Origin of the sequence: Corynebacterium jamesii (genome assembly GCF_046097395.1) — a bacterium.
In the GTDB taxonomy this organism is placed as follows: Bacteria; Actinomycetota; Actinomycetes; order Mycobacteriales; family Mycobacteriaceae; genus Corynebacterium.
The window spans coordinates 555,289-579,906 of sequence record NZ_CP175789.1; the positions used below are offsets into that span (position 1 = coordinate 555,289).

26 protein-coding genes are annotated in these 24,618 nt (G+C 62.1%); 14 read left to right on the forward strand and 12 right to left on the reverse strand.

Annotated elements, in window-relative coordinates:
- Positions 1-3 precede the first annotated feature (3 nt).
- From ACKFRT_RS02510 to ACKFRT_RS02530, 5 genes are all read right to left on the reverse strand, one after another.
- Positions 4-726 (reverse strand): metal-dependent transcriptional regulator, encoded by a 723-nt coding sequence (locus ACKFRT_RS02510; protein WP_296213847.1) that lies wholly within the window; start codon positions 724-726, stop codon positions 4-6.
- Between the two features lie 100 nt (positions 727-826).
- Positions 827-1,861, reverse strand: coding sequence for a sigma-70 family RNA polymerase sigma factor (locus ACKFRT_RS02515; protein ID WP_408926121.1), 1,035 nt, complete (start codon positions 1,859-1,861; stop codon positions 827-829).
- A 232-nt stretch (positions 1,862-2,093) separates the two neighbouring features.
- Complete coding sequence (gene dtd, locus ACKFRT_RS02520; RefSeq protein WP_296213845.1) at positions 2,094-2,567, reverse strand: D-aminoacyl-tRNA deacylase; 474 nt, start codon at positions 2,565-2,567, stop codon at positions 2,094-2,096.
- A gap of 4 nt (positions 2,568-2,571) precedes the next feature.
- Positions 2,572-4,227: a methyltransferase gene (locus tag ACKFRT_RS02525; protein ID WP_408925633.1), complete on the reverse strand. Its 1,656-nt coding sequence runs from the start codon at positions 4,225-4,227 to the stop codon at positions 2,572-2,574.
- 37 nt (positions 4,228-4,264) lie between these two features.
- Positions 4,265-4,702, reverse strand: coding sequence for a DUF3099 domain-containing protein (locus tag ACKFRT_RS02530; RefSeq protein WP_296213838.1), 438 nt, complete (start codon positions 4,700-4,702; stop codon positions 4,265-4,267).
- Between the two features lie 59 nt (positions 4,703-4,761).
- Here ACKFRT_RS02530 and ACKFRT_RS02535 point away from each other — a divergent pair, with 59 nt between their 5' ends.
- From ACKFRT_RS02535 to ACKFRT_RS02545, 3 genes are all read left to right on the forward strand, one after another.
- Positions 4,762-5,004: a DUF3039 domain-containing protein gene (locus ACKFRT_RS02535; protein ID WP_005295046.1), complete on the forward strand. Its 243-nt coding sequence runs from the start codon at positions 4,762-4,764 to the stop codon at positions 5,002-5,004.
- The gene (locus ACKFRT_RS02540) at positions 5,001-6,719 is read left to right on the forward strand and encodes a DEAD/DEAH box helicase (RefSeq protein WP_408925634.1); all 1,719 of its coding nucleotides are present in this window, start codon (positions 5,001-5,003) and stop codon (positions 6,717-6,719) included. The genes ACKFRT_RS02535 and ACKFRT_RS02540 overlap by 4 nt, the downstream gene beginning before the upstream one ends.
- A 105-nt stretch (positions 6,720-6,824) precedes the next feature.
- Entirely contained in the window at positions 6,825-7,202 is a 378-nt protein-coding gene (locus ACKFRT_RS02545) for a DUF308 domain-containing protein (RefSeq protein WP_296213831.1), read from the forward strand.
- Positions 7,203-7,216: 14 nt separating this feature from the next.
- On the opposite strand, the gene ACKFRT_RS02550 is transcribed toward ACKFRT_RS02545, so the two are convergent.
- The gene (locus ACKFRT_RS02550) at positions 7,217-8,947 is read right to left on the reverse strand and encodes an RNA polymerase sigma factor (RefSeq protein ID WP_408925635.1); all 1,731 of its coding nucleotides are present in this window, start codon (positions 8,945-8,947) and stop codon (positions 7,217-7,219) included.
- Positions 8,948-9,169: 222 nt separating this feature from the next.
- Positions 9,170-9,949, reverse strand: coding sequence for a polyphosphate--glucose phosphotransferase (gene ppgK, locus ACKFRT_RS02555; protein ID WP_408925636.1), 780 nt, complete (start codon positions 9,947-9,949; stop codon positions 9,170-9,172).
- An 83-nt stretch (positions 9,950-10,032) separates the two neighbouring features.
- Between ppgK and ACKFRT_RS02560 the strand changes: the two genes are divergently transcribed.
- Both ACKFRT_RS02560 and ACKFRT_RS02565 read left to right on the forward strand, forming a co-directional pair.
- Positions 10,033-11,016, forward strand: a complete 984-nt coding sequence (locus ACKFRT_RS02560; protein ID WP_408925637.1) for an inositol monophosphatase family protein — start codon at positions 10,033-10,035, stop codon at positions 11,014-11,016.
- A 188-nt stretch (positions 11,017-11,204) separates the two neighbouring features.
- Positions 11,205-11,504 carry a DUF4193 domain-containing protein gene (locus ACKFRT_RS02565; protein ID WP_296213819.1) on the forward strand — a complete coding sequence of 100 codons (300 nt, stop codon included), beginning with the start codon at positions 11,205-11,207 and terminating at the stop codon, positions 11,502-11,504.
- A 33-nt stretch (positions 11,505-11,537) separates the two neighbouring features.
- Here ACKFRT_RS02565 and ACKFRT_RS02570 read toward each other — a convergent pair whose 3' ends face one another.
- Positions 11,538-12,023, reverse strand: coding sequence for a DUF3093 domain-containing protein (locus ACKFRT_RS02570; RefSeq protein WP_296213815.1), 486 nt, complete (start codon positions 12,021-12,023; stop codon positions 11,538-11,540).
- A gap of 94 nt (positions 12,024-12,117) precedes the next feature.
- Between ACKFRT_RS02570 and dut the strand changes: the two genes are divergently transcribed.
- The 6 genes from dut (at position 12,118) to dxs (ending at position 17,468) form a co-directional block, all read left to right on the forward strand.
- Positions 12,118-12,621, forward strand: coding sequence for a dUTP diphosphatase (gene dut / locus ACKFRT_RS02575; protein WP_296213812.1), 504 nt, complete (start codon positions 12,118-12,120; stop codon positions 12,619-12,621).
- A 129-nt stretch (positions 12,622-12,750) separates the two neighbouring features.
- Entirely contained in the window at positions 12,751-13,458 is a 708-nt protein-coding gene (locus ACKFRT_RS02580) for a DUF3710 domain-containing protein (RefSeq protein WP_296213809.1), read from the forward strand.
- The gene (locus ACKFRT_RS02585; RefSeq protein WP_408925638.1) at positions 13,458-14,162 is read left to right on the forward strand and encodes a DUF3159 domain-containing protein; all 705 of its coding nucleotides are present in this window, start codon (positions 13,458-13,460) and stop codon (positions 14,160-14,162) included. Before ACKFRT_RS02580 ends, ACKFRT_RS02585 begins: the two co-directional genes overlap by 1 nt.
- Complete coding sequence (locus tag ACKFRT_RS02590; protein WP_408925639.1) at positions 14,149-14,727, forward strand: TRAM domain-containing protein; 579 nt, start codon at positions 14,149-14,151, stop codon at positions 14,725-14,727. The genes ACKFRT_RS02585 and ACKFRT_RS02590 overlap by 14 nt, the downstream gene beginning before the upstream one ends.
- Before the next feature lie 20 nt (positions 14,728-14,747).
- Positions 14,748-15,473: an RsmD family RNA methyltransferase gene (locus tag ACKFRT_RS02595; protein WP_408925640.1), complete on the forward strand. Its 726-nt coding sequence runs from the start codon at positions 14,748-14,750 to the stop codon at positions 15,471-15,473.
- Positions 15,474-15,569: 96 nt separating this feature from the next.
- Positions 15,570-17,468, forward strand: coding sequence for a 1-deoxy-D-xylulose-5-phosphate synthase (gene dxs / locus ACKFRT_RS02600; RefSeq protein WP_408925641.1), 1,899 nt, complete (start codon positions 15,570-15,572; stop codon positions 17,466-17,468).
- On the opposite strand, the gene ACKFRT_RS02605 is transcribed toward dxs, so the two are convergent.
- Positions 17,469-18,740, reverse strand: coding sequence for a ribonuclease D (locus ACKFRT_RS02605; protein ID WP_408925642.1), 1,272 nt, complete (start codon positions 18,738-18,740; stop codon positions 17,469-17,471).
- 40 nt (positions 18,741-18,780) lie between these two features.
- The gene (locus ACKFRT_RS02610) at positions 18,781-19,404 is read right to left on the reverse strand and encodes a DUF3000 domain-containing protein (protein ID WP_408925643.1); all 624 of its coding nucleotides are present in this window, start codon (positions 19,402-19,404) and stop codon (positions 18,781-18,783) included.
- A gap of 75 nt (positions 19,405-19,479) precedes the next feature.
- Between ACKFRT_RS02610 and hemE the strand changes: the two genes are divergently transcribed.
- The 3 genes from hemE to hemQ are packed head-to-tail and all read left to right on the forward strand — an operon-like array spanning position 19,480 to position 22,863.
- A complete protein-coding gene (hemE, locus tag ACKFRT_RS02615) occupies positions 19,480-20,649 on the forward strand; it encodes a uroporphyrinogen decarboxylase (RefSeq protein ID WP_408925644.1) in 1,170 nt (389 codons plus the stop codon).
- On the forward strand, positions 20,646-22,094 hold the full coding sequence (gene hemG, locus ACKFRT_RS02620; protein WP_408925645.1) for a protoporphyrinogen oxidase: 1,449 nt from the start codon (positions 20,646-20,648) through the stop codon (positions 22,092-22,094). Before hemE ends, hemG begins: the two co-directional genes overlap by 4 nt.
- Positions 22,095-22,146: 52 nt before the next feature.
- Positions 22,147-22,863 (forward strand): hydrogen peroxide-dependent heme synthase, encoded by a 717-nt coding sequence (gene hemQ / locus ACKFRT_RS02625; RefSeq protein WP_408925646.1) that lies wholly within the window; start codon positions 22,147-22,149, stop codon positions 22,861-22,863.
- Here hemQ and msrB read toward each other — a convergent pair.
- Positions 22,860-23,285, reverse strand: coding sequence for a peptide-methionine (R)-S-oxide reductase MsrB (gene msrB, locus ACKFRT_RS02630; RefSeq protein WP_408925647.1), 426 nt, complete (start codon positions 23,283-23,285; stop codon positions 22,860-22,862). The two genes, hemQ and msrB, sit on opposite strands and share 4 nt — an antisense overlap.
- Positions 23,278-24,555 (reverse strand): glycosyltransferase family 87 protein, encoded by a 1,278-nt coding sequence (locus tag ACKFRT_RS02635; RefSeq protein ID WP_408925648.1) that lies wholly within the window; start codon positions 24,553-24,555, stop codon positions 23,278-23,280. Before ACKFRT_RS02635 ends, msrB begins: the two co-directional genes overlap by 8 nt.
- Positions 24,556-24,618 lie beyond the last annotated feature (63 nt).

Below are 24,618 nucleotides of genomic sequence, written 5' to 3' on the forward strand. Positions count from 1 at the left end.
TGGTTAGAGGACTTTCTCTACCCGCACGGCGTGGCCAAGCTCTTCCGGAATTACGATGGCGCCGTTGTCGTTGCTGAACTCTAGGCCGTCTTCGGTGGCCACCAAATTCACTACGCTGCCGGGGCGCATATCCAGCGCATGAAACTTGGCCATCAACTTGTGCTCCACCTGGATGATTTCGTTGATGCTCAGGATCTTCACCTGGATCGGCTCGGGAGGCTCGATATCGGAGGCTCGCTGCGAGGATCCTTCCTGGAGGCTACGGATCTTGTCTTCCATTTCCGCCCGTTCGGCGTTTGGAATGCCTTCCAACAACTCGTCCAGGCCGGGGATAGGGTTGCCGAAGGGGGAGGTGGAGTATTCACTTAAGACCTTCACCAGCTGTACTTCAACCTCGTCGCCCATGACATGCTCCCAGCGGCAGGCCTCGTCGTGGACCTTCTCCCACGGCAGGCCGATCACGTCGGTTAGCAGGCGCTCCGCCAAGCGGTGCTTGCGCATCACGGCGGTGGCTAGTGCTCGTCCCTGGGCGCTGAGCTTCAGCGAGCGATCTTTCTCGATGGTCAGCAGCTCGTCGCGCTCCATGCGGGCAACGGTCTGGCTCACTGTGGGGCCGGACTGATCCAGTCTTTCGGCAATGCGGGCGCGCAGCGGTAGGATGCCTTCTTCTTCCAACTCGTAAATGGTTCGGAGATACATCTCAGTGGTATCGACGAGATCCCTCACGTGCACTACGCCCTTTCTTTGCTTATTAACTGCAGACGATTATAGCCCCGTCCACATGGGGGACGAGGCGGAAGTGGTGGTACTTGCCTTACGCGGGAGGTTAGACCGCGTACTCGCGCAACTTGTTTGCGCGGTCTCCCTCGCGGAGCTTGGCCATAACCTCGCGCTCGATCTGGCGGACACGCTCGCGGGACAGGCCGAAGCGGCGGCCGATCTGGTCAAGGGTGCGCGGCATGCCGTCGTCTAGGCCGTAACGCAGCTTGATCACATCCTGCTCGCGCTCCTCCAGAGTGCCTAGCACGGCACGCACGTCAGAGTGGCGGAGGGAAGCAACCACTGCGGTTTCCGCGTCCGTTGCCTCGGAATCCTCGATAAAGTCGCCCAGCGGGGCCTCTTCGTCACTGCCGACCGGCATGTCCAGGCTCACCGGATCGCGAGACTGCTTCAGCAGCATCTCGATCTTGGATTCCTCGATGCCGGATTCTTCCGAAAGCTCCTCATTCGTCGCCTCGCGACCCAGCTGCTGGTACATCTCGCGCTTAATGCGGGATAGCTTGTTGACCTGCTCCACCAGGTGAACGGGAAGGCGGATGGTGCGGGACTGATCTGCCATGCCGCGGGTGATGGCTTGGCGGATCCACCAGGTGGCGTAGGTGGAGAACTTAAAGCCCTTTGAGTAGTCGAACTTCTCCATTGCACGGATCAGGCCCAGGTTGCCCTCCTGGATGAGGTCCAACAGCGGCATTCCGCGGCCGGTGTAACGCTTGGCTAGCGAGACGACCAGGCGCAGGTTGGCCTCTAGCAGGTGGCTGCGGGCTGCCTTACCCTCGCGAGCCAGAACCTTCAGGTCGCGCTTCTTGGCGCGGGTCAGCTTCTCGGCGGTGGCCAGCAGGTGTTCTGCGTACAGACCGACCTCGATGCGCTTAGATAGCTCTACTTCGTCCTCGGCGGTCAGCAGCGCGGTCTTACCAATGCCGTTGAGGTAAACGCGAACCAGGTCTGCGGACGGGTTCTCGTTGTTGCCGCGGCGCCGACCTTTGTCTTCTTTCTTTTCGCTATCGTCGGCCGAATCGCCGTTGCCCCCGCGACCGGTGTTGATGCCGTTGTACTCGTCATCAATCATGGAGTTTCTCATCATGCTGGTGTGCCTCCCGTGGCTCGATAGCGCTCAAGCCCTTCAAGATTTTTCTCGTTGTGTGCCGAAGCTCTAAGGGGTTAACGGACGTCCGTGAAGAATTGTTCCCCACACACCCCGGTGGAGGGAACCGCGCTTACCCCCGCAATAGGGTTCGGCCGTGTGCTGCGCAGGTCGAGCGCCAGTGCAAAACGTCTGTGACCTGAAACAATGTCGACGTCGCGCCAGTGCACTAGGTTTCGATCAGAACGGTAAACGGTCCCTCATTCACGCTGGTGACCTTCATCATCGCGCCGAATCGGCCTGTTTCTACAACTATTCCGCGCTGGCGTAGTAGCTCGGCGAGGCGGTCGAACAGCGGCTGTGCAGCGTCCCCCGGCGCCGCGTTTGCCCATGATGGTCGGCGCCCCTTCTTCGTCTCGCCCATCAGCGTGAACTGGCTGACTAGCAAGACCTGCCCGCCAACCTCTTCCGCGGAGTGGTTGCGGGGGCTGTCCCACGGCTCCCCGGCCGCCGGCAGCAGACGCAGCTCGGCGATCTTCCGCGCCATCTTCTCCACAGCGTCCTCGGCCGCGGCTGCTGCGTCGGCTACATCTGCCACGCCGATGCCTACCAGGGCCAACAGCGCGGGGCCATTGACGGCACCGACCACCTCGCCGTCAACGCTAACCTCGGCGCTACTCACCGTGCTTACTACTGCCTTCATGTGATTACTCGCTTTCCTCACCATTGGCGTTGTCCATGTCCATGTCGCGCAATGCTTCCGGCACAATCATCCCGTGCCGCACCAGGTCCACTGCGATCGGTACCAGCTGCTTCATCAGCTCATCGGCGGATGCGCCCAGCTGATCCCCATTCACCGCATGGTAGAGCTCCGCCACATCACGCAGATTGAGCCCCTCCCAGCTCAGCCCCGCGAGGATTGCAGCCAGTGTTCCGTCGATCTGGTGTGACCATCCTGGCCCATCGGTTCGCGTCAGCCACGTCTCTTCGTCGCCGAACCCCTGCTCGGCGGCGCTTGCTGTTTTTTCTAGTACGACGCCACGTCGCAGCCGGTACCGATTTTCCGCCACTGCCTCGGCGGCGGTGCGGCCTGGAACCTCCAACTCGTCTATCCACCGGCAGCGGGCGAACCACTCGGCGACCTCTTGGCCGAGGAACGCCCCGGCGGGCAGGGCATGGTCTAGCACCTCGACGGTCAGCTCGGTGGCGCCGTCAAGCTTTTCAATGTGGATCCAGCCCATGCCGATACGCGTGATGCCGTGGCGGGCGAAGAAGTCTAACCACGCGGCGGTGCGTTGCCGGCCCTCTGCACTGCGGGGGTCGATGCTTTCGTCGCGCAGCCAGGTGGTGACGTAGGTCGCCACATCCACCTCGTCGCGCTGTAGTACCCAGGCCCGCGCACCTTGGTCGGGAAGCCAATCGAGGATTCGCTCTGCAGCTGTGCTCGTTGTGCCGGTGCTTTCGTCGCCGAGGGCCCAGCCGACCAAGAGGTGGGCGTGGCCTCCGGGAGCCAGGTGCGCCACGGACTGTTCGACGACGAGCTTGCTGGCAGCGTCGAGGGGCAGGCCGGAATCGCGGTACACGTGCCCCTCGTCTGCAGCGAGGTCCACCGACGGTCCGATAACGAATGGCGGGTTGGCGACGATAACGTCGAAAGACTTGTCGGCAAAGGGCTCGAACCAGGAGCCTTGTACCCACGTGACCAGGGGAGATTGCAGACCCTGCGCTGCGGCGGCAATGCGGGCGTACTCCAGGGCGCGGCCGTGAATATCGCTACCAAAAATTTTTGGCGACTCTGAGCTTGCATTAGCGGCCAGCACCAGCGCCAGCACGCCGGAGCCGGTGCCGAGATCCAGAACCCTAGCGCCGGCAGGTAGCTGGGGAATGGAGTTCAGCAGGGATAGGGGAGCGTTTCCCACGCCCGGTACGTGTCCGGGGCCGGGGACGCGCTGTTCCAGGGAGGCATCCGGGTCGGAGAGCACTAGCACCTCTGCGGTGCCATGTGCTGGGTGATGGGCGGGGCGGATATCGAAGTTGAGTCGTAGAAGATCCTCCTCAGCGTCCACCGGGATGAGTGCATGCTCCTCCACCAGGTCGCGGACGGCATCGGCCCCGACAAGATGCTGGAAGAAGGCGGCGGGTTGGGGGCGTCGTAAATAAACAGCATCGATCAGCTGCGCGGTCGAAGAACTGCGCTGCCGCAGGTGCCACAGGGCGGCCGCAGGGGAGCCGGATTGAGCAGCGGCGACACCGTCCACCCCCAGGGCATCCAGGATCAGGGAAGAGCCGTAGTTTTTTGCGACGAGGGTGCGCACCAAGTGCTCGGTGGCGGAGCCGGGCGTGCAGGCGGGGGTGTCGGACATGGAGGTTCCTTGTTGGTTACTGTGCCAGGTCAAAAGGTTAAAGTGAGGACTGATTGGGCGCGTGGTCGATGATCTGCGGATGCTCAGATTCGGACTCGAGCATCGGACGGGCAGTTTCTCCGCTGAGCGCGGCGCGCTCAGCACGGCGTTGGGCGCGCACAAGAGCGGGCTTGTAGACCTTGTTAGTGGTCTCGTCCACCTGACCGGACTCGTTGGCCAGCAGCACGGCGACCCACGGTAATGGCAAGCTCACCACGGCTACGCATACAGACAAGGCGACGTTGTGGGTCAGCAGCATCGTCACTGCGGCGAGAATGAGAATGGGGATGCGCAGCAGCTGCAGCACGGTGTAGACCTTCCGGCGATGGTGCCAGCCCTGCAGGGGAGAACGTTTGGCGTCTGTGATGATTTCCACCTGCGAGGCGCGCTTGGCACGGGATTCACCTCCCGTTTTCCTTCTTCGTGCATCAGCCATGAAACCCACGCTAGTACGCAGCTGGAAAACAGGCAGATTCAGGGGCATGATGGTGAACTGTGAGTAATCCAAGTACGACAACGATTGAGCGCCCCGAAGTCAATACGGACACGACGACGGACGATGATGTTCCGAAGTTCTTCCACTACGTGAAGAAGGATCAAATCGTCGAGTCCGCAGTGATGGGCAAGCTGGTCGTGGCGCTATGCGGCGAGACTTTCCCCGTACGCAAGCAAGCCAAACCGGGCTCGCCCGTCTGCCCGGATTGCGAGCAGATCTACAAGGGGCTGCGCAAGAAGTGAAGCACCTCCGCCTATGGCAGCAGGAGGCACTGAACAAATACGTCGAGGCCAGCCCGAAGGACTTCCTGGCCGTGGCAACCCCAGGGGCAGGTAAGACGACCTTCGCCCTGACGATCGCACGGTTGCTCCTCGATACCCGTGCGGTGGATCGCCTGGTAATCGTTGTGCCCACCGAGCATCTGAAGGTGCAGTGGGCCCAATCCGCCGCGGAGCGGGGTATTGCGCTCGACGCTGAGTTCACAAACTCCTCGCCGTTTAACAACGCCTTCGACGGCGTGTGTGTGACCTACGCCCAGGTGGGCATGAAGCCGACGAAGCACTACCAGGTGGCCACGGCTAAGAAGGCTCTGGTGATTTTGGACGAGATCCACCACGCCGGCGATGCGAAGAGCTGGGGCGACGGCGTGCGGATGGCCTACGAGCACGTGGAACGCCGCTTAGCGTTGACGGGTACACCGTTTCGCTCCGACGATTCGCAAATTCCTTTCGTGCGTTACGAGGCCGTGGAAGGCGCGGACGGCGCCTTGGTGTCGGCGGCCGATTACACCTACGGATATTCGGATGCACTGAAAGACGGTGTGGTGCGCCCCGTGGTGTTCCTGGCGTACTCCGGCCAAGCCCGTTGGCGCAACTCAGCCGGCGAGGAGTTCGAGGCCCGATTGGGCGAGCCCCTCAACGCAGAGCAGACAGCTCGGGCGTGGCGCACGGCGCTGGATCCGAAGGGTGACTGGATCCCGGCTGTACTCAACGCCGCCCAAACGCGGTTGCAGCAGTTGCGCGAGGCCACACCCGACGCGGGTGGCCTGGTGATCGCCACAGATAAGACCAGTGCCCGCGCCTACGCAAAGATCCTAGAGCGGATCAGCAACACCCCGGTGACGGTGGTACTTTCCGACGAGCCGGGCTCTTCGGACCGCATTAAAGACTTCTCCGCCAGCACAGACGAGTGGATGGTAGCCGTGCGCATGGTCTCGGAAGGCGTGGACGTGCCCCGCCTGGCCGTGGGCGTGTACGCCACGTCATCCTCTACACCGCTGTTCTTTGCCCAGGCCATCGGCCGCTTTGTACGCTCACGACGGCCGGGCGAGTCGGCTTCTATCTTCCTGCCTAGCGTGTCCGTCCTCCTCGAGCTGGCCTCGAAGATGGAGCAACAACGCAACCACGTGCTGGGTAAGCCCGACCGCCCCAACGAGGGGTGGGACGACGAGCTGCTGCGGCAGGCAAACCAAGAGCAGAACGAACCGGAAGAGGATAAGGGCTACGAGTCTGTCGGCGCCGAGGCCGAACTCGACAGCCTCATCTACGACGGCTCGACGTACGGCACCTCGACGTTGAGCGGATCGGACGAGGAGCAGGCATATCTTGGCCTACCCGGTCTTCTAGACGCCGAACAGATGCGTACGCTGCTGCGCCAGCGCCAAGCCGAGCAATTGGACGCGCGGGCGAAGGAAGAGGAACAGCGCCGCAAACAGGAACAGCAGAAACCAGCCCCGGAGGGCAGTGGTGCGGACTTGCGCAACAAGCGCGTAGCCAGCGAGGAGCTGCCTGCGCTACGCAAGGAGCTGAACGCGCTGGTGTCTATGAAGTCCGCCCGCACCGGCAAGCCACACGGGCAGATTCACAATGATGCCCGGCGTAACTGTGGTGGCCCGTCAACGGCGCTGTGTACCGCGCAGCAGTTGCGGGACCGCATTGCGTATCTAAGGGACTGGTAGGAAATTCGGCGTGGGGTAAGATACACCGCGTTGAGTGCCGGTCGTGCCCGACCGGCCGCATCAGGGGCAACAAAGCCCGTACAGGAAACAGGAAGGTAAGGCACCGTGGCTCGAGAAGACTACACTGATCTGGATAAGTCCAACGCGCAGGAGGTCGAACTTCAGAAGATCGCGCCCCGCAGGGTTAGTGGCCTGAGCCTGGCGGCCCTCATCGTGGGTATCTTGGCCATTCCGGCGGCGATGTTTCCGCTGATCGGCATCGTCGTGGCAGCCATTGCGATCCTCGTGGGTATTGCGTCGGTGGTGATCGCTAACCGCCGGGGAACGCAGCGCAGCTACGCGATCATCGGCCTGGTTCTGGGAGTGGTAGCGATGGCGATCGCGATCTTCTTCACGCAGACGGCCATGAAGAGCATGGAGGGGTGTGAGGATCTGCGCGGCACGGAATTCTCCGACTGTGTGAAGAACAACCAGCAGCGTTAGGGGAGGGCTGGCGGCTAGTCCAGGTAGTCGCGCAGCACCTGCGAGCGCGACGGGTGGCGCAGCTTGGACATCGTCTTCGATTCGATCTGGCGGATACGCTCACGGGTCACGCCGTAAACCTGCCCGATCTCGTCTAAAGTGCGCGGCATGCCGTCGGTCAGGCCGAAGCGCAGCTTCACCACGCCAGCCTCACGCTCGGAGAGGGTGTGCAAGACGTCCTGCAGCTGATCCTGCAGCAGGGTGAACGAGACCGCGTCGACGGCCACAACGGCCTCCGAGTCCTCGATAAAGTCACCCAGCTGGGAATCGCCCTCGTCGCCGATGGTCTGGTCCAGAGAGATGGGCTCGCGGGCGTACTGCTGGATTTCCAGTACCTTGTCCACGGTGATGTCCATTTCGCGGGCCAGCTCCTCCGGGGTCGGCTCGCGGCCTAGGTCCTGCAGCAGCTCGCGCTGGATGCGGCCGAGCTTGTTGATGACCTCCACCATGTGGACCGGAATGCGAATGGTACGGGCCTGATCAGCCATTGCGCGGGTGATGGCCTGGCGGATCCACCAGGTGGCGTACGTGGAGAACTTGTAGCCCTTCACGTAGTCGAACTTCTCGACTGCGCGGATGAGGCCCAGGTTGCCCTCCTGGATCAGGTCCAAAAACGCCATGCCGCGACCGGTGTAGCGCTTGGCCAGCGACACGACCAGTCGCAGGTTGGCCTCCAGCAGGTGGTTCTTTGCACGGCGACCATCGCGGTCGATCTCGCGCAGGTCGCGGCGGTGCATCGGGGATAGCTTCTCGCCCGACTCTTTGATCTCCTGCAGGCGGTAGGCCGCGTATAGGCCAGCCTCGATGCGCTTGGCCAGCGAGACCTCTTGCTCCGCGTTCAGCAGCGCAACTTTACCGATCTGCTTCAGGTACGCGCGTACGGAGTCGGCGGAAGCCGTTAGCTCAGCATCCTTGCGGGCCTGGCGCAGCGCGGCGGATTCATCCTCATCCCAGACGAAACTTCCGTCGTTCTTGTCGGTCTCCTCGTCGGAGTCCTCGGAATCGTCCTCGTCCCCGTCCTCGTCGTCGTCCAGGTCGTCTTCCAAGTCGTCGTCGAGGTCATCGTCTTCGTCATCGTCGTCGAGGTCGTCCAGATCATCCAGATCGTCATCATCGTCTAGATCATCCAGGTCATCGAGGTCGTCGTCCTCGTCCAAGCCGTCTAGATCATCGATGTCCTCCGGATCGTTGTCGAAGTTCTCGACCTCGGCCGGGGATGCGGTTGCGTCTTTTTCCGGAGCGTCGGTGCCGAGCGAGGCGTCGTCGATTTCGGCGATCTCCTCTGCCGCCTTCGCCGCCTTGGTGCCGCGCTTAGCAGTGGTTTTCTTCGCCGCCTTCTTGGCAGTCTTGCGCGTAGTCTTTTTTGCTGTCTTCTTGGCAGCCTTCTTTGCCGTCTTCTTAGCGGCCTTGCGCGCGGTCTTCTTGGCAGCCTTCTTTGCGGTCTTCTGTGTCGCCTCCTCTACTGGGGTTGACGCCTGTTCTTCCGCCTGCGCAGCGACCTCTGTGGTCGCGGACGTAGCCTTCTGCGTGGTGGTTTTCTTGGCTGCGGTCTTCTTGGCCGTCGCCTTGCGGGCAGTCTTCTTTGCAGCCGTCGACTTCTTAGCCACCTTTCGGGCAGTCTTCTTCGCTGCCGTCTTTTTAGCAACCTTCCGCACAACACCCTCGGTGTTGTCGTCGCTGGTGGTCGTCGAGTCGTTCGCTGCCACTGAAGCCCTTTCGCTCGTAGTGCATGGTGCGACGAAATAGCCACCTGACGTGGCCACATTCTCAAGAAGAATTGGGTCGCACCGGGTTACGGCATGCCCGCAACCGATGGTCTAGGGGGTTCGTCAAACCCCTTCTGTGGGAATCGACCGCCCATTATAACTAAAAATTCAACAAGGTGTTGCATTCGAGCCCTGTTGATAGCGTTTTTCCGCGATAGTGCGTTAGGGCTTGATTCCGTCGCGGACGGCCATAGCTGCACCGATGATGCCGGCCTGGTTGCGCAGTTTCGCCGGGATGACGTCTTCCTCGACGGTCAGCAGCGGTACCCACTTATCGGCCTTGCGGGAGATTCCGCCGCCAACAATGAAGGTCTTGGGGCTGAATAGCGCGCTGTAAGCGTGCAGAACTTCGTCCACGCGAGCGGCCCACTTCTTGTAGGACAGTTCTTCGCGATCCTTCGCCGCGGAGCTTGCGTACCACTCCACGTCGCCATTGTCGTCGTGCGGCAAATGCCCCAGCTCGGAGTTAGGAAACAGGTAGCCATCGCACAGCATGGCGGAGCCGATTCCGGTGCCGAAGGTCAGCATCAGCACAGCGCCTTGCTTCGCGCTGGCCTCGCCATACTCGACCTCTGCCAGTCCCGCCGCGTCGGCGTCGTTAAGAACGGCGATCTCGCGCTCGCCAAGGTGGCGCTTGAACAGCTCCTGCATATCCGTGTTGATCCAGGACTTGTCGATATTGGCGGCGGAGCGAGCCTTCTGGTCCTTGACCACGGCGGGAACCGTCACACCAACCGGGCCGTCCCATTCGGCCATGTCCATCAGCTTGCGCACGACCTCTGCCACAGCGTCTGGGGTGGAGGGCTTGGGGGTGAGGATCTTAAAGCGTTCGGTGACCAAGTCGCCAGTGTTGAGGTCTACAACTGCGCCTTTTACGCCGGAGCCGCCGATATCCACGCCGAAACTCAGGTTCTGTTCTGCCTTGTCCTCAGTCATGGTCATAACCCTACCTTGAAGCCATAGGGCTGTGCTGGTCGTGTGGCTGGCCCCACTAATGGGGCTAAGAAAGTGGCACAGTGGAGGGTATGGAAGCCACGGATGCACAACTATTCAGCGGCCCGGCGCGCGAGGTGGCCGACGTCTTTCAATCGGCACAGTCCCAGCAGGTGCCATTGCGGGTGTTCGACGAGAAATCGACGGCGGGAGATAAGGGGCTACCAGAAACAAAGAATTGCTTGAGCCCCGCCGAGCTGGAGGGTGTGGCGCTTGAGGTGGGGCTGGCAGCGGCCGCGCTTATTCGACGCCGCCGTGGCGAACTGGCGGACGATCATGGCCACGTGAGCGTAGTAGGAACCAAAACCTCCGAGGTGGACCCAGTGACCGAGGTTGATCAGGCTAGCGAAAAGCTGATCGCTGAACAGTTACTCGAGCGCGTACCGGGCTCGCGCGTGTTGGGTGAGGAAGGCGGACTGAGCAGTGAGGAGACGGGTCCGGGTGAGGTGCTGTGGATCGTTGACCCAATCGATGGCACCGTAAACTTCCTCTACGGTGTGCCAGCCTACGCAGTGAGCATCGCGGCAATCGTAGACGGACAGCCGGTGGCAGCTGTGGTGATCGATGTGACGGCGCAGACGGCGTACGTGGCGCACGCAGGTGGGCTCGCCCGGCGGCTACGAGGCTCGCAGCAGGGCGCGGAGGCGCTGCGAGTGATTCCGGAGGGGCAGGAATCAAACCTAGGTCAAGCTCTGGTTGCCACCGGGTTTTCCTATGTGGCCGACGACCGGCGGCGCCAGGCACAGCTACTAACACGCGTGTTGCCGAAGGTGCGGGATATTCGCCGTATCGGCTCGGCGGCACTGGATCTGTGCCGCGTGGCCAGCGGAGAAGTGGATGCCTACTTCGAGCACGGCCTGGGGCCGTGGGATCACGCAGCTGGGTGCCTGATTGCCGCCCGTGCGGGCGCTATCTCGGTAGCTCCCGATTACGGCGTGACCAAAGAAGCGAAAGCCCTGGTCATGGCGGTGAAGCCGGGGGTGGCTAAAGAGCTGGCTGAGCTGCTGGTGGAATAGTTTCGGGGGGAGGTCGATTACCCCAATAAGGAGCCAGTGCGCGCGTGAAAGTGACAAGTGGCGGGCATGTGCTCTACGATCCGCGAACAGTGAGACGAATTTAGGCGAAATTTAGCCAGTCCTGCTGGCTGTTTTGCCTCCCTGTCCAGGATCTACAAAACGACACAATCGACGTGAAGAGGACCCCCATGGCGACTGACTACGACGCACCGCGCCGCCGCTCCGAGGATGACATTGAAACCGACTCCCTGGAGGGCCTGAAGGCCGCAGAGAAGGCTGAGCCTGCCGTTTCCGATACGGACGATGGAGAGATCGTCGAGCCCTTCGACGTTCCTATGGCAGACCTTTCCGGTGAGGAGCTGTCGGGCTCCGTGATCCCGCGACAGAACGACGAATTCACGTGTAGCGTGTGCTTCTTGGTGCAGCACCGCAGCTGCATCGCAGAGACCGTCGACGAGGGCGAGTACATCTGCAGGGACTGCGCCTAATACCGCCTGTCGCTGTTTAGCGAGCAGGATCTTCTAGTAAATCGGGCGACCCAGCTGCTCCAGAACCTCCTGCGGTTCCTTGGTGGAGATCAGCCAATAGGGGGTAGGGTCGTCCGGATCGTCCAGGACCAGCATCGCCATCGTTGGAATCCATCCCTTGTGCACGACGTAGGCGGCCGGGTCTAGCTGGCGCCCCATAGCGGCGCGCTTCGCGGTTGGGGGGATAACCAGGCTGCGGCTGACAACGCTGGCGGGAAGCTTAGCTGGCCCCACGTGCAACCAACGCTCACCGGAGCTATCCTCCGTTACCTCCACCTTCGTGCGCGAGAAGTAGAGCAGCGCCCACACGGCCAATGCGCCGGTGACTACGAGGGATACGTAGAAGGCCCACATCGGTCGGCCCATCTGCGCCTGCCACGAGATGATGGCGACTACGCCTGCGGCGAACAGCCACCACACTAGGGGTACGCGCTGATGCTCCGAATACAGCAGCTTTTCCCACTGAGCGTCCGATGCCAATTGAAAACTCCTGTTGATCTGTTCGCTATAGGTACCGCCTAGTAATTCTAGCCCTTGGGGGTTCGGAGATCGTAACTTCGCCGGTGGACTTGTAATGTTGGTGACCGTGACTCTTAAGCAAAATGCAACCGACAGCACTAGCTCTTTTGGTGATGACGCCCCGCTGCGCATCGTTCGCCTGGATAAAGAGCTGCCCTTGCCGCGCCGCGCCCACCCCACGGATGCAGGTATCGACCTGTACTCGAGCGCGGATGTGACGATTGCCCCGGGCCACCGGGAGCTGGTGGGCACCGGCATCGCTATCGGACTGCCCGTTGGCACCGTGGGCTTGGTGAACCCCCGCAGTGGTTTGGCGCTGAAGAAGGGGCTTTCCATTGTGAATGCGCCCGGGACGATCGACGCTGACTATCGCGGGGAGATCAAGGTCTGCCTGATTAACCTGGACCCGGAGCACCCCATTGAGGTGTCGCGGGGGGAGCGCATCGCCCAATTGCTGGTGCAGGAAGTGAGCCTGTGCGACGTGGAGGAAGTAGACAGCGTAAATGATTTGGGCGAGACGGTGCGCGGCGAGTCTGGCTATGGGTCCACCGGGGTGTAGTACAGCGAGCCACTACAGTTGTTTTCAGAACAGAACGTTTGCACGCGCTGTAAATGATCTAGGGAACAAGAAAACTAGAAAATTAGAGAAGTAAAGAGCTAGAGGACGAAAGAACACGGAGTTTGTGGGATGTTTGGGCGCAAGAACAAAGGTGATAACAGCAACGACCAGGCTGGTCAGGTAGAGCAGGCTGGGCAGGCTCAGCAGAGTCAGGCGGAGAACGACTACGGACCGTTCGACGGCGATACAGTGGATTTCCGCGAATTCGACTTCTCGGATTTCGCCAGCGGTGCGTTGGACCTGGGTTCCATGTTGGTTCCTGTGCCGCATGGCGGTGAGGTGAAGGTAGAGATGGGTCCAGACGGCCCACAGATGATTCACCTGGAAATCGATGGCGGACGAATCACGCCAATCGCTTTTGCTGCCCCGCGCAATGGCGACCTATGGGCGGAGGCCGTCGATGATACCGTCGCCGGCATGACGAAGGATGGCCTGGAGGTGCATCTGGAGGATGGCCCGTGGGGCCAGGAGATCTGTGCCGTGGCCGGGGAGGGGCAGATGCGACTGATCGGCGTGAATGGGCCACGCTGGATGTTCCGCGTGACCTTGGCCGGAGAGAAATCCAAGGCCGACGAGCTGGCCAAGATCGGCCGCGAGATTGTGGCGCGCACCTTTATTCGCCGCGGTAACGACCCGATCCCGGCGGGTCAGCCGCTCCCAGTGCTGATGCCACAGGCGATGGCCGAGGCGCTACAGGAGCAGCTGCAGCAGCTGTCCCACCGCCAGTACGACGCACCCCAGGGTGGCACGCAGGCCTCCGGCGGGGAACAGCAGTAATGGCGGACGAGCAAGGCACTCTGCTGGAGCAGATGGGCGGGCTGTCCGGTCTGGTTTCCTCCACACTCCCGGTGCTAGTTCTGGTGCCGGTCAACAGCCAGTGGGGGCTGACCCCTGCGTTGATCTCGGCGCTTGCCGTAGCTGTGGTAATTCTGCTGTGGCGCTTGGCGCGCAAAGAGAATCTGCAGCCTGCGATCTCCGGGTTTCTGGCCGTCGCGCTCTGTGCTGCCATTGCATGGTTCATGGGCGATGCCAAGGGGTATTTCGCCTACGGCATCTGGTATTCGCTGGCAGCAGGCATCGCGTTTACGATTTCAATTCTGGTGCGCTGGCCGCTGGTGGGAGTGATTTGGCGTGGCATTAATGGTGACGACCAACGCTGGCGCACCAACCGGCGCGCAGTGCGAGCCTTCAATGTTGCAACCATCGCGTGGGCGCTGGTGTTCTTTGCTCGCTTCGGTATTCAGCAGTGGCTCTACGCTGCCGACAAAACGGATGCCTTGGGCTACACCCGTATTGCGATGGGGTGGCCGCTGACGCTCATTGCGGTGGCCGTCACGGTCTGGGCTGTGAAGGCTGCGAACAAGGCGGAGGGGCGCCACGAAAACAAGCCTGAAGGCGCGCCGCAAGAAGATGCCGAGCCAGCGGAGCAAGAAAGCATGGAAGCACGTAGCGAAGAGGTGGGGACCGATGGGCGTCGCTAAAAAAGAAGAAGTGGTGGTGGACCTTGCCGGGCCGGCAAACGGTGGCACCGTGATCGGTCGGCTAGATGGGCAGATCGTGTTCGTGCGCGGCGGGCTGCCGGGGGAGAAGGACGTGACGGTCGCGCTGGATCCGGCGCGCAACTCGAAGTCGAAGAAGGGCTTCCGCACGGGTGAGGCGACGGCAATCGGGAAGCCGAGTGCGCACCGCGTGGCTCCGTTGTGTCCGGCCGCGCAGGCCGGCGCCGGGTGTTGCGATCTGGACTTTGTAGATGCTGCTGGCTCGCTGGATTACAAGCAGCAAGTGGTACTAGATCAGCTGTCGCGTGTGGGAAAGATCGACGCGGAAACGCTAGAGAAAATTGCCGTAACTACGCAGAGCTTGAAGCCGTTCGCGGGCTCGCGCACGCGCGTGCGCCTGGCCGTGGACGCTAACGGAAACGTTGGGCAGCGGGTGCGTGGCTCCCACAAAGTGGTGCCCGTGGATAACCCGTGTGCGCAGTGGAGTGAAGCTCTGAAGGCCGGCCTTGCGAAGGACATTCAGCAGCTGCGCGACGGGGGAAGCTGACCCCCAACACCGAGATCGCCGTGGCTGTGGCGGACGATGGCACGCGCCGGATGGTGCAGCTGCAGGGGCAGCCCACCGACCCGCACGTGGAGATGTTTGAGGATGGCACTCCGGCGCCGACCGTCACCCGCACTGTACACTTCGGGGCCGGTCTGGACCGCGAGTTCGACGTGCAGTGGGATAGCCAGGTGCAGGACTTTTGGCAGGCACACAGCGCCGCACCGGAGTTTTACTCCGCATGGATCGCCCGCCATATTCCACCAGTAGCGCCGGGTGAGAAGGACAAGCAGACGGTGGCATGGGACCTTTACGGCGGTGCGGGAGTGTTCAGCGCAGCACTTTCCCGCAAAGCCGACCACGTGGTGTGCGTGGACGTGGCGGGAACAGCCAGCGAGTCGGGACTAAAGGCGCTGGCCGCGGCGGGCATCGACAACGTTGAGTTCGTCGCCGGTGATGTGCCGCGCCAGGTGCTGAGCCTGCCGCGCGGAAATCTCGTACACGCCGTGGTGCTGGACCCACCGCGCACCGGCGCGGGCACACAAACCGTGGCGGATATTGCCAAGGCCCGCCCGTGCCACGTGGTGCATGTGGGGTGCGACCCGGCAACCGCCGCCCGCGACCTCGGGGCCTGGATGCAGAACGGGTATGCCATCAAGGAGTTGTGCGTGGTGGATGCGTTCGGTTTGAACCACCACGTAGAGCTGCTGGCTCACTTGGTTCCGGCCCGTGGTGGCCGGGGCGGTTAGACCACGAGGGGATTGTTTCAATTTGTGTGAGCGCCGTTAGAATGGACGGAAACATTATTCGGCGCGCGACATGAGGACGGAAAAGAGTAGTTTCACATGGGAATTCTCGACAAGGTGTCTTCGCCCGCTGACCTGAAGGGGCTGGACGCAGACCAGCTGGAACAGCTGGCAGCAGAGATCCGCGAGTTTCTGATCCAGAAGGTTTCCGCAACCGGCGGCCACCTGGGGCCGAACCTGGGAGTTGTGGAACTAACGATCGCGATGCACCGGGTGTTCGACTCACCCTCGGACCCGCTGATCTTCGACACGGGTCACCAGTCCTACGTGCACAAGATTCTGACGGGTCGCCGCGACCTTTTCGACACGCTGCGCCAAAAGGACGGGCTGTCCGGTTACCCGGATCGGGCGGAATCTCCCCACGACTGGACTGAGTCTTCCCACGCCTCGGCATCTCTGTCCTACGCCGACGGTCTTGCCAAGGCCTTCGAGCTGACCGGGCAGGTTCACCGCCATGTGGTGGCTCTCGTCGGCGACGGTGCGCTGACCGGCGGCATGACGTGGGAGGCGCTGAACAACATCGCCGCCGCGAAGAAGCGCAGCCTGGTCGTCGTTGTTAACGACAACGGACGATCCTATTCGCCCACCATCGGTGGTCTAGCCGAAAACCTGGCTGCGCTGCGCCTGCAGCCGATGTACGACCGCGTGATGGATACGGGCAAAAACGCCCTGGGTCGCATGGGATGGGTCGGCGATCGCGCCTTTCAGGTGATCCACGGCTTCAAGGAAGGCGTGAAGCACACCGTCATTCCGCACGAGATGTTCCCGGAGTTGGGGCTTAAGTACATCGGCCCCGTTGACGGCCATGATCTGAACCAGGTCGAAAATGCCCTACGGTACGCCAAAGACTACGGCGGTCCGGTGATCGTCCACACCGTCACCCAGAAGGGCAAGGGTTTCGACCCTGCCGAGCAGGACGAGGCCGACCAAATGCACTCCACCGGCGTGATCGATCCGATCACCGGCGAGTCCATCGCCAAGAAGTCCGCGGGTGCGATCAGCTGGACCAAAGTGTTTTCCAACCACCTGATCGACATCGCCAACGAACGCGAGGATGTCGTGGCCATTACCGCCGCTATGGCCGGCCCCACAGGTCTCGCCGACTTCGCGAAGGCTCACCCGAGCCGCACCTACGATGTTGGAATTGCCGAGCAGCACGCCGTCACCTCCGCTGCGGGTTTGGCCCTCGGTGGTCTGCACCCGGTTGTCGCGGTCTACTCCACGTTCCTTAACCGCGCCTTCGACCAGCTTTTGATGGACGTGGCGCTGCTGAAGCTAGGCGTCACCCTCGTACTCGACCGCGCCGGCATCACCGGTTCCGATGGCGCGAGCCACAACGGTATGTGGGACCTGTCGATCACCGGTATCGTCCCCGGCATCCACGTCGCAGCTCCGCGCGATGCGCGCACCCTGGAGCTGGCCCTCGACCGCGCTGTCGCCATCGACGACGCACCGACCGTCGTGCGCTTCCCGAAGGGCAATGCTCCAGCGGCCGTGCCTGCGGTGCGTGAAGAGGCCGATTACGACGTGTTGTTCGAGCAGACCGCAGAGGCCGACGGATCCCACGGCACGGTGCTCATTGTCTCGTTCGGAGCATTGACGGACCAGGCGATCGGCGCTGCGGAGGCTCTTGTAAGCGCCAAATTCTCCGCCACCGTGATCGACCCCCATTGGGTAGTCCCCACCGCGCGCAGCGTGCTGGAGCTCGCCCGGGACTGTGACTTGATCGTAACGATCGAGGACAACGGGGTGCACGGAGGTGCGGGCAGCCGTCTGCACTATGACCTTTCCCAGGCAGGCATTGACGTGCCAGTACGCAATCTGGGGGTGCCGCAGAAGTTCCTGGCGCACGCGTCGCGTGGCGAAGTGCTGGAAGAACTCGGCCTGGACGTTGAGACGGTCGCGCAGACCGTCGTGGGATACGCCGAGAAGCTCTAACTAACCGGCGAAGACCCCGACTACCGCGGGAGCAGTGGCGTTCAGCAGGACTTCCACCTGCCAAGAGCGCAGACCCAACTCGGTCCATTGTTCGCCCAGTAGGTCTTCCCATTCGGCGATCGCATCCTCGGCGCGCGCAAGGGCGCCAGAATCCTCTGCCCGCCAGCACTGCCAGGCGGCTCTGCGCAGATTCTTGCGGGTAACGATCGTATCCAGGCGAATCTCCAGATCGTCGGCCGCCCGCTGTGCTGCGTTGAGGATCGCGTCTGCGTAGGCGGCGGCGCGCGGGTATTCCGCAGGCCAGATTTTGTGGTCCGGGATGCCACGAGTGGTGATCCGCGGCGGGTGAAACTGTTGGTTTTCGACGTCGGAGGGGTCGGACATGAGGGCGTCCGAAAGAAGCTCGGCCAGGTGCTTGCGGACCCGGGGCTTCATGCGCGCCCGAGAGCGATGCAGGCAGGAGTTCAAATGGCGCAGCGCACCGCCCCGATCCCTTTCGGCACGCCCGGCAATATCCACAAGGTCCCGGCTGCGCAGAATAGATTCCGGGGAGATGTCGCTGCGGCGAGCCATTTCATCGCGAGCTTCCCACAGGTCGTGCGCGATCCGACGGGGTAGCGCACGGCGCAGCGAACTGAGCCCCTTCAGGCCGGTCCAGTCGTGGGCGGCCAACGGCGTGGCTGCGGCGAGTATGTGGGCGCATTCCTCGGTGTACCAGCGTGTACGGTCGACCGCGGCAAGGTCGTTGAGGCAGCATTCCAGTAGTTCTAGAAGCCATTCAACGTCGAGTGCGGCGTAGTTCAACATCGCGGGTGTCAGCGGCCTGCGCGACCAGTCCGCGTTGCCCTTATCCTTCGGTACCTCTATGTCGAAGTAGGCTTCCAGCATGGCGGATAGGCCAATGCGCTCGATACCGAGGATCTGCCCGGCGATCTGCGTGTCGTGCAGGGCTTTCGGGTACCAGCCAAGGGCCAGGAGGCAAGGCAGGTCAGTATGGGCAGCGTGGAGAACCCACGTGGCCTCGTTAACAACCTTGGCCATGCGGCGGGTGGCCTCCGGTTCGGCCTCCGGGTCGATGAGGAAGGTGCCGGTTCCGTGGCGACGCAGTTGGATGAGGAAAGCGCGATCGTCGTAGCGATAGGCGGAGGCACGCTCGGTGTCTATCGCAATGGGGCCGGTGCCCGCGGCGAGTTCGCGGGCTGCTGCGTCGATCTGCTGCGGGGTATTCCGAAGGATCGGGGTACCGGCGGCGGGGACGGACACAAAACTCACAGCAACTACGATACGTCACCGCAGTGAGTAGCGGGATCCTCTAGGAATCGTTAGCAGCCGTTGCGGTGTGGGAGTTGCGGGCACCGAAAGCTAGGGTCGTTACACCCTCTGGCGGCAGCCCGGCGACATTGGCTAGCACCTCGGCGAAAGCCTGGACGTGGGCGGTCAGATCGGAGCCGGTGGCGGTCCAGGAAGCGCGCATCTCTAATTGGAAGGCGCGCGGCGGGCCACCGATGTCGCCGTAGCGGACAGAAGCTGTGGAGGTAACGGTGCCGCCCAGGTCGGTGTATTCGCAGGCGGGGGAGTCGAGCTGTTCCTTTAGCCAGTCCCAAGCAACGTCCGGCAGTAGCGGGTCGGAGGCCACGGCTGCGTCCATGTCCGCCTGAATGTAGGCGACCATGCGCATCTTTTTGCCCTTCCACTGCTCGTCGCCCTGGGGGTCGTGGAGCAGGATCAGGCGGCCGAAGGCATCGCCTGCTGGGGTAGAGCTGGAGTCGTCGTTGTCGTCGGCGGGCAGCACCTCGAGGCCGATGGCGTGGCTGAGGGGTGCGAGGTTGCGCGGTGGGCGGATGTCACCGACGCTGATGCCGCGTCGCACTTGTGCTTCCGACATAGAGCGCACGGCTTCGTGGAAGTACTCTGGGATCTCAGTCTCTTGGCTCACAAGGCCTAAACCTAGCCTTTAAGGTTTATCACTTTGGTGAGGCGCGCCGATGGCAGTGGTAATGGCGCTGGCATAATGGCATCTATGACGAGTGAGCCTACTGATTGCACTTTCCTAGCTGATATTCACGCTGATACAGCGGGGGCGGAGGCGCGGCGTCGCGCCCACAAGGACGCGCCCTTCTTGGCCGCAGCGCGCGGAGAAACCCCGAGCCGCCGCCCCGTGTGGATGATGCGGCAGGCTGGTCGATCGCTGCCGGAGTATCGCGAGATCCGCAAGGACCACGGCATGCTGGAATCTTGCTTTCACCCGGAGTTGCTCGCGGAAATCACTCTACAGCCGGTACGCAGGCACGATGCCGACGCGGCGATCCTGTTCTCCGACATTGTGGTGCCACTGAAAGCGGCGGGTGTGGCGTTGGACATCGTCGCCGGACGCGGGCCGGTTGTAGAGCACCCGGTGCGCACGGCCGAAGATGCCGCAGATTTGCCGATCGTGGAGGCGGGGCAGTTGGAAAGCATTGTCGAGGGAATCGGCGGAGTGCTAGAGGGGCTGCGCGATGACCAAGTCCTCATCGGCTTCGCGGGCGCACCGTTTACCCTTGCCAGCTACCTCGTCGAAGGAGGCCCCTCGAAAAACCACGAGCTCACGAAGGCTCTGATGTACTCGCACCCCGATGTATGGCATGCCCTCATGGGTCGTTTGACGCCCACAATTATCCGCTTCCTTCAGGTTCAGGCGGAAGCGGGCGTGGATGCTTTGCAGCTGTTTGATTCCTGGGCTGGCTACCTTTCCGCACGGGATTACCGCGAGTTTGTGCAGCCATACTCCACCCGTATTTTCGATACGATGCGTGCCTACGGCATCCCGATGATTCACTTCGGCGTGGGCACCGGAGAGCTGCTGGGCGACATGGCTCTGGCGGGCCCCGACGTGGTGGGCGTGGATTGGCGCGTACCAATGGATTCCGCTGCCGCCCGCATTTCCGCTGCGTTGCAGGAAGCCGATCCAGTGGCAGAGCCCGGTACGCGAGCGAAGACGCTGCAGGGGAACTTGGATCCGGCGGTGCTGTTCGCCGGTCCGGACGTTGCTGCCGAACAGATCACCCGCATCTGTGCCGAGGCCGATCGGGCGATCGATCGCGGTCAGGCTCGCGGGCACATTTTCAACCTGGGGCACGGGGTTCTGCCGAACACCGACCCCGATGCCATCACCCGTGCCTTTGAGGAGGTTCACAAGCGATGAAAGCCAACCAGTTTTCCTGCCGCTTCGAGAAACTGGATACGTCCGGGCTGGAAGGGCTGCGCGTCGCCATCATCGGCGGTGGCATTGCTGGCCTGTCGGCGGCCTGGGAGTTGCGCCGTCAACTGGGCCCCAGCGCCAGCATTTTGCTGACCGAGGCCTACGACCGCCTGGGCGGCAAGCTGAAGACGGTGAACTATGCGAACGGGCCGGTGGATATGGGGGCAGAGGCCTACCTTGGTTTCCGACAGGACTTCACAGAGCTTGTTGAGTCCATCGGTCTTGGCGATCAACTGTGCACACCCTCCGGCCTGCCGAGCGGCTTCTTCGTCGACGGTGCGCTGGTAGATATCCCGCGCCGCACCCTGATGGGCATCCCGGCGAGCGGCGAAGACGTAGTGGAAGTCGTTGGCGAAAGCGGCGCAGCGCGGATAGACGCGGAGCGCAACGGTCAGCCGATGACGTGGACCCCGGACCAAGACACTTCGGTTGGCCAGCTTGTAGAGGCCCGCTTGGGCCGCATTGTGGTCGATCGTCTGGTCTCCCCGCTGCTGGGTGGAGTCTACTCCTGCAGCGCCTTTGATCTGGGCGTTCGTGCAACCATCCCGCGGTTGGCCGCTGAGCTGGACCGTCTGGGCGCGGAGGGCAAGCCCTTCTACCTGGTGGATGCCGTCGATGCCATCCTGTCGCAGCGCCCCTCCCCGAACACGGAAGGGGACAAACCAAAGCCCGTCTTCCGCAGCTTGCGGGGCGGATACGCCAGCCTGGTTGATGCTTTGGTGCGCCACGCGAACCCGGAGCTGTTGCGCAACACCGCCGTCGAATCCATCGGGCGCACGCGCGGCGGATACTACATCGACCCGATCGGCGAGTTCGACGCGGTCATCGTTGCCACGCCCGCGCCCACTGCCTCCGCAATTTTGCAGTACATGGCTCCCACGGCGGCGGACGTTCTAGGTGGCATCGATCTTGCTAGCAGCGTGGTTGTTGGCATGCGGATGGCTTCCGCCCATGGCATCCCGGAACGGTCGGGAGTTCTTTTGGGAACCGACGCCCCCACGGAGGCCAAGGCCTTCACGTTCTCCTCCCGGAAATGGCCGCACCTGGCCGAGCGCGGGGGTGCCTTTGTCCGCGCTAGCTTTGGCAGCTACGGCAACCCGTGGCACCTGGATGTGGATAACCGTGCCTTGCTGAGCTTTGCGGTGGAAGATTTGGAGCGCATCACCGGTGAGCGCAAGACCCCGGAGGAGTACTTCGTGCAGCGCTGGTGGGGTGGCTTGCCACGCTACGGTGTGGGCTACATGGATGCGATGTCGCAGGCTTACAGCGAGGTGCTCGACATTCGCGGCTTGGCTCTGGCCGGCGCCATGCTCAACGGTGTGGGCGTGCCCGCGACAGCGGCCTCCGGCGTGGAAGCTGCTCGGGAGATCATTCGCGAGATGGCGTAAATTGGAACCCATCGATGCATAACATCAAGAAAGGCTAAAAAGGCTTAAAACCATGACTGAACTGAACGCGCAGGAAATCAAGCGTCTCAATGCTGTCGTCCGCTTCGCTACCTACTCGGTATTTAAGATCGAGCCAGGCGTGCTGGGCGACCGCGCGGAGGTGGCCGCGGACTTTCAGGCATTCATCGACTCTTACGCGGATGAGGATCTGGAGATCCGCGGTGTCTATGACCTGTCTGCGCTGCGCGCGGAGGCCGACGTCATGATCTGGTGGCACGCAGAGAAAATGCAGGACCTGCAGGTGGCGTACCGCCGCTTCCTCAAGGAGACCAAGCTGGGGCAGGCCTGCGAGCCAGTATGGTCCAACACCTGCCTGCACCGCCCTAGCGAGTTCAACAAGGCCCACCTGCCCTCCTTCATCATGGGCGAGGAGCCGGGCGATTGGATCTGCGTCTACCCGTTCGTTCGCAGCTACGAGTGGTACACCATGGAGCGCTCGGAGCGTTCCCGCCTGCTCCGCGAACACGGTAAGGCCGCTCTGGGCTTCGATGAGGTGCGCGCAAACACTGTTCCGGCTTTTGCACTGGGCGATTACGAGTGGATCCTGGCCTTCGAGTCTCCGACTTTGGAGCGTATCGTCGAGCTAATGCACAAGATGCGTTACACGGAAGCACGCCACCACGTGCGGGAAGAGATCCCGTTCTTCACCGGTCGTCGCGTGAACGGCGACAAGGAGAACCTGGCCAACTTCGTAGAGTCGCTGGCCTAATCCGTAGTCGGCTGGAGCGTCAACGCAATGCTGTTGATGCAGTAGCGCAAATCGGTGGGGGTGGGGTAACCCTCGCCCTCAAATACATGGCCCAGGTGCCCCTCGCACTGCGCGCACAATACCTCGATGCGGCGCATACCCAGGGAATTGTCTTCGCGGGTAATCACTGCATCTGAATTTTTCGGGTCGAAAAAGCTCGGCCAGCCGCAGTGCGAGTGAAACTTCTCGGTCGAGCGGAAAAGCTCCGCACCGCAGCCCTTGCAGGCATACACGCCCTCGGTCTCCGTATCTGTGTACTCGCCCTTGAAAGGAGCCTCGGTGCCAGCCTGGCGTAGCACGGCGAACTCTTCGGGGGAGAGGCGCGCGCGCCAGTCTTCATCGGTGAGCGTGCGGAAGTCGGTGGTGGGGTTCAACTCAGCCATTAATTGCGTCTCCTGTTTTCGTTTTAACCCGGTAGAAAAAACCGTTCGTGTGTAGATCGCCTAAGGGGTGGACGTTGTGGCGTCTTTCCCTCAAGAACCACATTGTAGAGACCGCCGCGGCAGCAACAATCAACAGTGACCAACCAATCGTGCCGCGCGTATATTCCGCCACCCGGCCGTAGTTGACCCAGCGGTCGGAGGCCCAGGAGTCGAGGCTGAAGAAGAAGTACACCCCCAGCCATGCCACTGGGGTGTGCATTACGGAGCGGGAGCCCAAGACCGTGAAGATCATCGGTAGCAGCAGCATTGAGTAGTACATCTGGCCGAGACTGCTGATCAGGAACACGCCTGTGAGCAGCACACCCGCAGTAGTGGCGGACCACATCACTGGATCGCGGTCGCGGAAGCGCAGCAGCATAGCCAAAGCCACAAGCACGCAGATAGCCGCCAGGATGCGCCACAGCCAGATGGTCCAATCGGGGAAGCCGAAGTACACGCCCACGCCGGGGATGGAGGAGTTGGCGAAATCGCGCACCTCGCCCAGATAGGGAAGCAGCTTATCCAGGTACTCGCCGGCGTTGGCGGTCAGAGGCCAAGCGATGACGTTCAGCAGTACCGGAACTAGTAAGCCACCGGCAATGGTGGATAGCTGCCGACGCATCAGGGGGATAAACAGCAACGGTAAGAACTGCGGCTTGATGGTGATGGCCAGGCCGATGACAAGCCCCGCGAGTAGGCCACGATTGTTGATGAGTAGCCACAGGAACGCAGCCTCGGCCAGCAACAGCACGCCGTTGATGTTGCCGAATCCGAGAGTGTTGGCAATGGACTCGGAGCTGAAGAGGAAAAAGATTCCTACCGGCAGCACCCAAGAACGAAGGGAGAAGTTGAACAGTTTCGTCAGCACCATGACGGCCAGTACGGCGGCAATACCGTTGCCGACGACGTAGACCGCTCGGGCAGCCTCGATGTTAGAGAGCAGCGACATCGGGCTTAACAGCAGCGTGGCGCCGGGGGAGTAGAGGTAGTGCGGATCTGTAGACGAATAATCTTGATCGTAGATCGCCTCGTGCGCCCGGAATTTGTAGAGGGAGTTGATGACCGTTCCGAAGTCGTCCGTCAGCCGGGAATTCCACGGGTGCACGAACACGCGCTGGATGAAGGTCATCACGGCCAGCGGCCAGAAAACCCAGCAGAGGATCTGAGAGGTGTTTACCGGGCTGCTTGCATGACTGTCTACACGAGAGTGAGAAATTTTTTCGGCGTTCATTGCCGATTGATTTTAGCCCCGGAACTTCCTGCAAGCCCCGCCGCCACGCCGCAGGTAGGGTAC